This is a genomic window from Pantoea phyllosphaerae, assembly GCF_051025595.1.
In the GTDB taxonomy this organism is placed as follows: Bacteria; Pseudomonadota; Gammaproteobacteria; order Enterobacterales; family Enterobacteriaceae; genus Pantoea.
Genome location: NZ_JBPFDE010000018.1, coordinates 21656 through 33081 on the forward strand (window position 1 = coordinate 21656; position 11426 = coordinate 33081).

The following is an 11426-nucleotide window of genomic DNA, read 5'->3' on the forward strand; positions in this document are numbered from 1 at the left end:
CTCAGAACCTTACCAGGTTTTACCAATGTTAAACTGGAACTGTTCTGATTTGTCCCCTTCCACTTTTTTGACCGGCTGGGCATAAGAGAAGACCAGCGGCCCCAGCGGGGACATCCACTGCAGCGCAATACCGCTTGAAACGCGGATATTGTTTGGATCGCTATAGTCCGGGATGCCGGCGGCGCGGGTTTCAGCCGTATTCTGCCACTTGGTATCCCAGACGGTACCCGCATCCACGAACAGCGAGGTGCGTACCGAATTGGCGTATTTTTCGCTCAGGAACGGCGTCGGCGTAATCAGCTCCAGGCTGGCCACCGCCATCGCGTTGCCGCCGACTGCGTCGTCCGACTTACAAATGCCGTTCGGATCGCTCAGCGTACAGGTAGACGAACGGTCGTTCAGGTAAGCCGCTTTCGGACCGATGGTGTTAGAGCGGAAACCACGCACCGTGCTCGAGCCACCCGCATAGAAGTTCTCATAGAACGGCATCTCTTTACCGCCCAGACCATCGCCGTAACCGACGCGGCCGCGGCCTAACACCACCCAGGTGCGATCGCGGTTAAGCGGCACGTACTGCTGAGTATCGAGCGTCGCTTTGTAGAAGCTGTTGTCCGATCCCGGAATGGTGACCTTGCCGTTCAGGTTGGTGCGGTTACCCGAGGTCGGGAAGAAGCCGCGATCCAGGGTGTTGTACGTCCAGCCGTAGTTGAAGGTGAAGTCATCCGCCGAGAAATCGCCTTTGTCGTTCAGCTCCTGCGGCTTGCCGACCGAATCGAGATAGCGCCACATCGCCACCTGCGGCTGCATGTTGGAAAGGTCGTTGTGCACATAGCCCAGACCCACACGCAGCGTGTTGTTTTCGTTGACCGGGAAGCCCAGCGTGCCGTCTACGCCGTAACTTTTGTTGGTGTAGTCGGACAGGTCGGCATCGTCCGCTTTAAAGTCGTTATAGAAGACGCGCCCGCCCAGGCTCACGCCGTCGACCGTAAAGTAGGGATCGGTCAGTGAGAATTCGGCATAGGTCTGATAGTCATTTTTAGTACCGCTGATGCTCACCGTATTGCCGGTGCCCAGCCAGTTGTCCTGGGTGACGCCGACCTGGAAGCTGACCCCGCTTTCGGTGCCGTAGCCGACGCCGAAGTTAAAGGTACCGGTGTTGCGCTCTTTGACCTTGTAGACCACGTCTACCTGATCGGGCACGCCCGGCACGCGCTGAGTGTCGACATCAACGGTTTCAAAGTAGCCGGTACGGTTCAGACGCTCTTTGCCCTGCTCCACCAGGTCGCTGCCCAGCCATGCGCCTTCCATCTGGCGCATTTCGCGACGCAGCACCGCATCTTTCGACGTGTCATTGCCTTCGAAGCGCACTTTACGCACGTAGTAACGGTTGCCGGCATCAACGCTGATATGCAGCTTCACCGTTTTATCGGCGTCGTTAATTTCCGGCTGCGTCATCACGCGCGGATAGGCGTAACCGTAGCGGCCCAGCAGCTTCTTGATGTCATCTTCCATCTGGGTGACTTTGGTGCCGTTATAAAGCTCGCCCGATGGAATCTGCGTCAGGTGTTCAATTTCTGCCGAGTGGCCCGCCATGCTGCCGTTAACAATCACGCCAGCGATTTTGTACTGATCGCCCTCGGTGATGTTTACCGTGATGTAGATGCCTTTTTTATCCGGTGTCAGGCTGACCTGCGTCGAATCGATGTTAAAGCGCGCATAGCCGCGATCGAGATAGAAGCTGCGCAGCGTCTCAAGGTCGCCCGCCAGTTTTTGCTTCTGATATTTGCGATCGCCGACCACGTTCCACCAGGGCACTTCGTCGCGCAGCTGGAAACGGGAGATCAGCTCGTCAGAGCTAAACGCCTTGTTGCCGACGATGTTAATCTGCTGAATCTTGGCAGAGACGCCCTCGGTGAAGACCAGTTTCAAATCGACGCGGTTGCGTGGCAGCGGCGTCACTACGGCCTTCACGTTGGCGGTGTATTTACCGACGCTGTAGTAGAAATCCTCCAGTCCCTTCTCAATTGAAGAGAGGGTGGTGCGGTCAAGGGCTTCGCCTACGCGTACGCCAGAGGCCTCAAGGTTCTGCTTGAGCTGCTCCTCTTTCACCGCTTTGTTGCCGGTAAAGGTAATGCTGGCAATGGTAGGACGTTCTTTCACCTGAACAATCAGCGTAGTTCCGTCGCGCAGGACCTGAACATCCTCAAAGTTGCCGGTAGCGAAGAGTGAACGAATGGTATTTTTGACATCTTCGTCATTAACCGTATCGCCAACTCGTACCGGCATGCTCAGCAGAGCCGCGCCGACGGCGACTCGCTGCAGCCCTTCGAAATGAATATCCTTCACCACGAAATCGTCTGCACCGTAAACGGTGGCGCTGCTAAACAGCAGCGACGCTATGAGCAACTTTTTCATCGCCATCGTTATTATGCGTTTTCCTAACACATCCCTCGTCTGTCTGCGTTCCAGCGATTACAGACGTGAGAAATCATTGAAAAGTGCAAGCCCCATTAACAACACCAGCAGGATTGAGCCAATGCGATAACTGAAGTCCTGAACTCGCTCGGACACCGGTCCACCTTTGATCTTTTCGATCGCCAGGAAGAGCAAATGCCCACCATCTAACACCGGCAGCGGGAAGAGATTGATGATTCCAAGGTTGACGCTAATCAACGCCAGAAACATCAGGTAGTAAATCATCCCGTATTCCGCTGACAATCCTGCGCCCTGCGCAATCGAAATCGGCCCGCTCAGGTTGTTCAGCTTTACATCGCCAGTAATTAACTTGCCCAGCATGGAGACCGTCAGCTTCATCAGTTGCCAGGTTTTCGCACTGGCCTCACCGATAGCATCAAACGCGCCATACTGCCTTACCGTTTTGTAGGCGTCCGGCAGCGGGACAACGCGCGGGATAACCCCGGCGAAACCCTCTGCCTTCGTGCCTGGCCTGGCTTCCGGCGTCAGGTGCAACTGCACCGTTTCGCCGTTGCGATTGACGTCCAGGACCATCTCTTTGCCAGGATTATCCCGCACCTGCATGACAAAACTCTGCCACTGCGTTAACGGCTGACCATCGACTTTAACGATCCTGTCGCCCGCTTGCAAACCAGCAACGCTCGCAGGCGAGTCGGCCTGCACCTCCGCCAGCGTGGTTTCGATTTGCGGACCGCGCGGACGAATGCCCAGCGCCACAACCGGATCCTCTTTGTCTGGCTCGAACTGCCAGTTGCGCAGATCGACCGCTTTTTGCTGCGTCGCCTCTTCGCCGAAGCGTGAGACGGTTAACACCGTTTGCGCGTCACCAATTTTGCCGATCAGCGCCATTCGCACGGCATCCCAGTCAGGCGTTTCGATACCGTCGACTGCTTTAAGTTCCATTCCGCTGACAATTTGCGCCTGCGCCGCCACCGATCCGTTCACAATTTCGCCAACCACCGGACGCACGCCCGGCACGCCGTGAATAAATACGACCCAGTAAGCGAATATGGCAAAGATGAAATTGGCGACGGGGCCAGCGGCGATAATCGAGGCGCGCTGCCAGACGGCTTTATGATTGAAAGCCTGATGACGCAGTTCGGCGGGTACGCTTTCCACGCGCTCGTCGAGCATTTTGACATAGCCCCCGAGCGGGATCAGCGCAATCACATATTCGGTGCCCTGCTTATCGCGACGCTGCCATAGCGCCTTGCCAAAGCCGATCGAGAAGCGTTCAACGCGCACGCCGCAGCGGCGCGCTACCCAAAAATGGCCGAACTCGTGAACGGTGATTAGCACGCCGAGGGCGATGATAAAAGCGACAAAACTCCACAATATACTCAACATCTACGCCTGTCCTCAGAGAGTGCGGAACACCAGCAGCAGCAAACAGGCGAAAACCGGCACCGCCGCAGTGAGGCTGTCGATGCGATCGAGTATGCCGCCGTGACCCGGGATCAGGCTGCCACTGTCTTTTATGCCCGCTTCACGTTTGAACATGCTTTCCGTTAAATCGCCCAGCACCGAAGCGAGCGTTGCCAGCACGGCACAGACGATCAGCGTACCGGTGGAAACGGTCAGCGGCGCGAAGCTGGCGAACAGCCAGGCGATCAGCGCGGAAGAGACCAGGCCGCCGAAAAAGCCTTCCCAGGTTTTACCGGGCGAGACCTTTGGCGCCAGCTTATGCTTGCCGAACAGCCTGCCGAACATATAGGCGCCGGAATCCGCGCCCCACACCAGGAACATCACGAACAGCAGCCACCATGAGCCGGCGTAGTGATCGCTCTCGTAGTGGTACTGTCGCAGCGCCATCATGCCCCAGAAAAAGGGGATCAGGGTGAGAAGGCCGAACACCAGACGCAGGGGGCGCGAATGCCGCCACAGAGAGGCCGATGCGGGATAGAAGAGAACCAGAAACAGCGCGACAATCCACCACGCCAGCGACGCCCAGAGCGATGTGGCGACCTGCGGCAGATGCACGTCACGCTGATAGGGAGGAAGTGTAAAGAGCATCCCCGCCAGCAGCAGCCCGCACAGCAGGGAGAGCCAGATGCGCTGTTGGCGCGACGCCATGCCCGCAAGCTGGCCCCATTCCCAGGCACCGAGCATGCAGATGATAATTGTCGTAATCGCAAAACCAACGGGCGGTAACCAGAAAAGCGCAGCAATCACCAGCGGAATGAGAATAAGCGCGGTAATCAGACGAGACTTCAGCAAAGGTTACCCCCTGTTTGCTCAGGCGCCGCCTGGTGCAGCGCCGCCAAAACGACGCTCCCGCAGAGAGAATGCATTCAGTGCACCTTCAAAAACGTGTTCATCAAAATCAGGCCAGAGAACATCGGTAAAATAAAACTCAGCATAGGCGATCTGCCACAGCAGGAAGTTGCTAATCCGATGCTCTCCCCCGGTCCTTATCACTAAATCCACTGGAGCCAGCCCCTGCATGCAGAGATGAGCAGACAGGTTTTCCTCGGTGATCTGGTCAGGACGCAGCAAACCTTCCTGAACCTGCTCAGCGAGTTTTTTCACTCCCTGGATAATATCCCAACGTCCGCCATAGTTCGCGGCAATATTGAGAGTCAGTCCACTATTTTGCTGAGTCAGTTCCTCGGCGCGACGAATACGCTCCTGAATACGGTTACTGAAACGGCTCACATCGCCGATAATGCGCAGACGCACGTTGTGCTTGTGCAGGCTCTTTACTTCACTGTCGAGCGCCCAGACAAAGAGCTCCATCAGCGCCGTGACTTCCTGGGGCGGACGGCTCCAGTTTTCACTGCTGAAGGCATAGAGCGTCAGCGCTTCGAGATTATTGCTGACGGCAAAGCTGACGGAGCGGCGCACCGCTTTAACGCCCGCTTTATGGCCGGAAATACGCAGTTTTCCCTGATTTTTAGCCCAACGACCATTGCCATCCATAATGATAGCCACGTGACGCGGGCCTGTTCCCTGTTGGTCATCGGTTTTGTTGTGATTATTGGACGACATAACGCGTAATTAATTCCTGTTGTCAGAAATGCTGTGGTTTCTGAATACATTGCGCCCGGTCTTCTCCCGCCCAAAAGGGGCGAGGCGCATCAGATGCGATGCCATACCCGGAAACGCGAGCGAGCGACTATACCATTTTCGCTACAGGCGAACAAATAGCGGCGCGCGTTAACGCGAGGTCGCGAAACGCGGCAGCATCTCTGTGGCTCTGGCGCGCGCGGCGCGGTCGATATCCAGCACGGCGTCCACCGAGTCTGGCTCGGCAAACGTCTGCGCCGCCAGCGCTTCGCTGTTGATCGCCGCGATGTCGGTAAAGCGGATCTGGTTATCCAGAAAGGCCGCCACCGCAACCTCATTGGCCGCGTTCAGCGTGGTGGTCGCCGCCTGCCCTGCCTCGCAGGCATCTATCGCCAGCTTCAGGCAAGGGTAGCGGGCAAAGTCGGGTTCAGCGAAGGTCAGCGCGGCCATGCGGGTGAAATCCAGCGGCGTAACGCCTGCCGAAATACGCGCGGGCCAGGCCATGCAGTGTGCAATGGGGGTGCGCATATCCGGTGAACCGAGCTGAGCCAGCACGCTGCCGTCGCAGTAGCGCACCATGGAGTGGATCATCGACTGCGGATGCAGGATCACCTCCATTTGCGCTGCGCTGGCGTTAAATAACCAGCGGGCTTCAATGTATTCGAGACCTTTATTCATCATGGTGGCCGAGTCGACGGAGATTTTACGTCCCATCGACCAGTTCGGATGCGCGCAGGCCTGCTCTGGCGACATGGTCGCGAGGTCAGCCAGCGGCGTGTCACGAAAAGGACCACCCGATCCCGTAAGGATAATGGACTCAATGCCATTTTCTCGCAGGTCAGCGTATCCTAACTGATGCTGGATGGAAGCGGGCAAACTCTGAAAAATGGCGTTGTGCTCGCTGTCGACGGGCAGCAGCTGCGCCTGATGATGGCGTACCGCCTCCATAAACAAACGGCCGCAGGTGACAAGCGACTCTTTATTGGCGAGCAGCACGCTTTTCCCGGCGCGGATTGCCGCCAGCGTTGGCAGCAGACCGGAGGCGCCGACGATCGCCGCCATCACCTGGTCGACTTCGTCTAGCGCCGCCAGCTCGCACGCAGCCTGAACGCCGGAGAGCACTTCAGTGGAGACGTTGAGTGCTTTCAGTCGTTCACGCAGCGCCTGCGCCGAGACTTCATCCGCCATTGCGGCATAGCGCGGCTGAAAGGCCTGACACTGCTCCGCCATCAGCGCAACGTTTTTTCCGGCCACCAGCGCGGTGATTTGATAGCGCTCAGGATTGGCGCGTACCACCGCCAGCGTGCTGGCGCCGATCGAGCCGGTAGAACCCAGCAAGGTTAATCGCTTCATTAAGCTATCCCTGTGAAAACGTCGAATAACTCCGCAAGCGCGGAAGACATAATGTAAAACGCCGCCAGAGCGCATTCGCAATGAACACAGCCCTGAACGGCGTTTTATACCCAGGAGCCTGGGTATAGAGAGCAACCGATGGGATTAGAACTCCATCAGCTCCTTCTCTTTCTCGGCCAGCGCCGCATCGACGTTCTTGATGCGCGCATCGGTCATTTTCTGGATCTCTTCCTGAGTACGACGCTCATCGTCTTCGCTGATCTCTTTATCTTTCAGCAAGGCTTTGATTTTGTCGTTGGCGTCGCGGCGGACGTTACGCACGGAGACGCGGCCCTGCTCGGCTTCGCCGCGCACGATCTTGATGAGATCTTTACGACGCTCTTCGGTCAGCGCAGGCAGCGGAACGCGGATGTCGCTACCGGCTGAGTTCGGGTTCAGGCCGAGGTCAGAAGCCATGATGGCTTTTTCCACTGCCGGGCCCATGGAGCGGTCGAACACGTTGATTTTCAGCGTGCGTGAGTCTTCTACGGTGACAGAAGCGAGCTGACGCAGCGGGGTCGGCGTACCGTAGTATTCGACCACGATACCGTCGAGCAGTGAAGGTGAAGCGCGACCGGTACGCACTTTGCTGATGGTGTTTTTAAACGCTTCGACGCATTTGTCCATGCGCGTTTCAGCATCTTTTTTGATGTCGTTAATCACGTTGAAACCCTTGGATTCGGTTTGACCTGGCCATTCCGGCGGCGCCGGAAGCGGTATCGCTGTTGAGCGATAATCCTGAATGGTGCGCGGTGACGTTCACCGCGCCGACAGAATATACCTTATTTTATCTTGCGTCGGGTATTAATGCGTAATCAGGGTGCCTTCTTTTTCGCCCATGACAACGCGACGCAGCGCGCCAGGTTTGTTCATATTAAATACGCGGATCGGCAGCTGGTGGTCACGCGCCAGCGTAAAGGCCGCCAGATCCATTACTTTCAGCTCTTTTTCCAGCACTTCGGCGTAGGAGAGCTGATCGTAAAGCGTTGCATCCGGGTTTTTCACCGGATCGGCGGAGTAAACGCCATCGACTTTGGTCGCCTTCAGCACCACGTCAGCTTCGATCTCGATGCCGCGCAGGCAGGCCGCCGAGTCGGTGGTGAAGAACGGGTTGCCGGTACCGGCGGAGAAAATCACCACGCGGTTGTTGCGCAGCAGGCTGATCGCTTCGGCCCAGCTGTAGTTGTCGCACACGCCGTTGAGAGGAATAGCGGACATCAGGCGCGCGTTTACGTAGGCACGGTGCAGCGCATCGCGCATCGCCAGGCCGTTCATTACGGTCGCCAGCATGCCCATATGGTCGCCTACGACACGGTTCATTCCCGCCTGTGCCAGTCCTGCGCCGCGGAACAGGTTGCCGCCGCCAATTACCACGCCTACCTGAATGCCCAGCTCGACCAGTTCTTTCACCTCTTGCGCCATGCGGTCAAGCACGCTCGCGTCGATACCAAAACCTTCGGCACCTTGCAGTGCTTCGCCACTCAGTTTCAGCAGGATACGTTGATATACAGGTTTTGCGTTGGTCGCCATGGTCGGTTCTTCCTGGAAGAGTTGAAAAGGAGAAGTTAAATCTGATCGATCATCCGCTTAGCGCGCATAAATTACTATTGGGATGAGACTGAAAAGCGTCTGCTTAGCGTAGCAGACAAAAAAGAACCGCCTTCTGGCGGTTCCTTTTACAGCATTAAGACTGTTTGGACATTGCTGCTACTTCAGCAGCGAAGTCGCTTTCGACTTTCTCAATGCCTTCGCCCACTTCGAAGCGGATGAAGTTGATGACGTCAGCGCCCTGCTCTTTCAGCGCCTGGCCAACGGTTTTGCTCGGATCGATAACGAAAGCCTGACCGGTCAGAGAGACTTCGCCGGTGAATTTCTTCATGCGGCCTTCAACCATCTTCTCTGCGATCTCTTTCGGCTTGCCAGACTGCATCGCGATGTCCAGCTGAACCTGGTACTCTTTCTCAACCACGTCAGCAGAGACGTCTTCCGGCTTAACGAATTCCGGCTTGCTGGCAGCAACGTGCATAGCGATCTGCTTGATCAGCTCTTCGTCAGCGCCTTTCGCGGAGATCAGGACGCCGATACGTGCGCCGTGCAGGTATGAACCCAGCTGCTCGCCTTCCAGCACCGCGATACGACGAATGTTGATGTTTTCGCCGATTTTCGCCACCAGCGCAACGCGCTCTTCTTCGAATTTCGCTTTCAGCGCTTCAACGTCGGTGATGCGTTCTGCGGTCGCCGCGTCCAGCACTTTGTCAGCGAAGGCCTGGAAACCAGCGTCTTTCGCAACGAAGTCAGTCTGGCAGTTAACTTCCAGGATCACACCGTAGTTGCCGTCGATTTTGGTTTTGATCACGCCGTCAGCAGCCACGTTGCCTGCTTTTTTCGCCGCTTTGATCGCGCCAGACTTACGCATGTTCTCAATCGCCAGCTCGATGTCGCCATTCGCTTCGGTCAGCGCTTTTTTGCAGTCCATCATGCCCGCGCCAGTACGCTCGCGCAGTTCTTTTACCAGTGCAGCGGTAATTTCAGCCATTCCAGAATCCTCGGTTCGTACCCCCGTGCTTACGCACTAAGGCACCTGTTGCGGAAAATTTACTCTGTCCCGCCCGCCTGAAAGGAGGCGTGACAGACGGAGATAAAATAAAGGGGCCAAGACTGGCCCCTTAACAGATTACATCTGATGTCTAAGGGCTCTGTGTCAGAGCGAACCTTATTAAGCGTTTTCTAAAGACGCTTCTTCAGCCTGCTCAGCCAGGTCCTGTGAACGGCCTTCGCGCACGGTAGTGGCAACGGCAGTCAGGTACAGGCTAACAGCACGGATCGCATCGTCGTTACCCGGGATAACGAAGTCAACGCCGTCTGGATCAGAGTTGGTATCAACGATCGCGAATACCGGGATACCCAGGTTGTTCGCTTCTTTGATCGCGATGTGCTCGTGATCGGCGTCGATAACGAACAGCGCGTCCGGCAGACCGCCCATGTCTTTGATACCGCCCAGGCTGTTTTCCAGCTTGGCCAGTTCGCGACCGCGCATCAGCGCTTCTTTTTTGGTCAGTTTGTCGAAGGTGCCGTCCTGAGACTGAGTCTCAAGATCTTTCAGACGTTTGATAGACTGACGAACGGTTTTCCAGTTGGTCAGCATACCACCCAGCCAGCGGTGGTTTACAAAGAACTGGTCGCAGCTCAGAGCTGACTCTTTAACCGCTTCGCTGGCAGCGCGCTTGGTACCGACGAACAGGATCTTGCCTTTACGGGCAGAGATTTTGTTCAGCTCAGCCAGAGCGTTGTTGAACATCGGTACAGTCTGCTCAAGGTTGATGATGTGAACTTTGTTACGCGCACCGAAGATGAACGGCTTCATTTTCGGGTTCCAGTAACGGGTCTGGTGACCGAAGTGAACACCAGCCTTGAGCATGTCGCGCATGGAAACAGTTGCCATGATTACCTCTAGATTAAGTTTGGGGTTGGGCCTCCATGTATCCCATACGACCGACCTCTTTCGAAGCACCCCGGCGTATGTGTCGATACATGTGTGTTTTAGTACACAAAGTGAGTTTTTCGCGTTTCTCGTCGACCATCACGGCCCGACAGAGAATCGTCGGCGCGCTTTATACCACAGCCACGCTGCCGAAGCCAGAATTTGTTCAGCGCGCGACCGCGCGACGCGAACTGTTTGGCGGCCTGGTTTTCGGCTGCTAACATGACAGCACATCGTTCATTATTGCTGAAATTTTCGGCAACTGCGGATTAATTTAATGGCAATTTCAATTAAAACCCCTGAAGAAATCGAAAAAATGCGCGTCGCCGGCCGACTGGCTGCCGAGGTGCTGGAGATGATCGCCCCGCACGTTAAACCCGGCGTCTCTACCGGCGAACTGGACCGCATCTGCCACGATTACATCATTAACAAGCAGCACGCCGTCTCCGCCTGCCTCGGTTATCACGGCTTCCCGAAATCGGTCTGCATCTCGGTCAACGAAGTGGTGTGTCACGGCATTCCCAGCGACGATCGCCTGCTGAAAGATGGCGACATCATCAACATCGACGTGACCGTGATTAAAGACGAGTATCATGGCGACACCTCGAAGATGTTTATCGTCGGCAAGCCGACCATTCAGGGTGAGCGTCTGTGTCACATCACCCAGCAGAGCCTCTACCTGGCGCTGCGCCTGGTGAAGCCGGGCATTCGTCTGCGCGAGCTGGGCCGCGCCATTCAAAAATATGTCGAATCGCACGACTTCTCTGTGGTGCGCGAATACTGCGGCCACGGCATCGGCAAAGGCTTTCACGAAGAGCCGCAGGTGCTGCATTACGACGCAGACGACGGCGGCGTGGTGCTGCAGGCGGGCATGACCTTTACCATCGAGCCGATGGTCAACGCCGGCGACTACCGCATCCGCACCATGAAAGATGGCTGGACGGTAAAAACCAAAGATCGCAGCTTGTCCGCGCAGTACGAGCATACTATTGTGGTGACCGACAACGGCTGCGAAATCCTGACCCTGCGTAGCGACGACACCATCGACGCGGTGCTGGTCAACGAAGGGTAA

The 11426-nt window shown here is 56.4% G+C and carries 10 protein-coding genes; 1 reads left to right on the forward strand and 9 read right to left on the reverse strand.

Annotated features, from left to right (window positions below; translation table 11 throughout):
• Positions 1-9: 9 nt before the first annotated feature.
• The 9 genes from bamA to rpsB form a co-directional block, all read right to left on the reverse strand.
• Positions 10-2421, reverse strand: coding sequence for an outer membrane protein assembly factor BamA (gene bamA, locus ACR6A7_RS18875; protein WP_434126800.1), 2412 nt, complete (start codon positions 2419-2421; stop codon positions 10-12).
• 51 nt (positions 2422-2472) lie between these two features.
• Positions 2473-3822, reverse strand: coding sequence for a sigma E protease regulator RseP (rseP, locus tag ACR6A7_RS18880; RefSeq protein ID WP_434126801.1), 1350 nt, complete (start codon positions 3820-3822; stop codon positions 2473-2475).
• Between the two features lie 12 nt (positions 3823-3834).
• Positions 3835-4692 carry a phosphatidate cytidylyltransferase gene (cdsA, locus tag ACR6A7_RS18885; protein ID WP_434126803.1) on the reverse strand — a complete coding sequence of 286 codons (858 nt, stop codon included), beginning with the start codon at positions 4690-4692 and terminating at the stop codon, positions 3835-3837.
• Between the two features lie 18 nt (positions 4693-4710).
• Positions 4711-5463: a (2E,6E)-farnesyl-diphosphate-specific ditrans,polycis-undecaprenyl-diphosphate synthase gene (gene ispU / locus ACR6A7_RS18890; protein WP_033793566.1), complete on the reverse strand. Its 753-nt coding sequence runs from the start codon at positions 5461-5463 to the stop codon at positions 4711-4713.
• 168 nt (positions 5464-5631) lie between these two features.
• Positions 5632-6834 (reverse strand): 1-deoxy-D-xylulose-5-phosphate reductoisomerase, encoded by a 1203-nt coding sequence (gene ispC / locus ACR6A7_RS18895; protein ID WP_434126805.1) that lies wholly within the window; start codon positions 6832-6834, stop codon positions 5632-5634.
• Positions 6835-6978: 144 nt separating this feature from the next.
• Positions 6979-7536, reverse strand: coding sequence for a ribosome recycling factor (frr, locus tag ACR6A7_RS18900; protein ID WP_033749583.1), 558 nt, complete (start codon positions 7534-7536; stop codon positions 6979-6981).
• Positions 7537-7677: 141 nt separating this feature from the next.
• A complete protein-coding gene (gene pyrH, locus ACR6A7_RS18905; protein ID WP_033793563.1) occupies positions 7678-8403 on the reverse strand; it encodes a UMP kinase in 726 nt (241 codons plus the stop codon).
• 154 nt (positions 8404-8557) lie between these two features.
• Positions 8558-9409: a translation elongation factor Ts gene (gene tsf / locus ACR6A7_RS18910; RefSeq protein ID WP_033749580.1), complete on the reverse strand. Its 852-nt coding sequence runs from the start codon at positions 9407-9409 to the stop codon at positions 8558-8560.
• A 180-nt stretch (positions 9410-9589) separates the two neighbouring features.
• Positions 9590-10315, reverse strand: coding sequence for a 30S ribosomal protein S2 (gene rpsB / locus ACR6A7_RS18915; protein ID WP_143806260.1), 726 nt, complete (start codon positions 10313-10315; stop codon positions 9590-9592).
• Between the two features lie 316 nt (positions 10316-10631).
• Here rpsB and map point away from each other — a divergent pair, with 316 nt between their 5' ends.
• Positions 10632-11426, forward strand: coding sequence for a type I methionyl aminopeptidase (gene map / locus ACR6A7_RS18920; protein ID WP_434126806.1), 795 nt, complete (start codon positions 10632-10634; stop codon positions 11424-11426).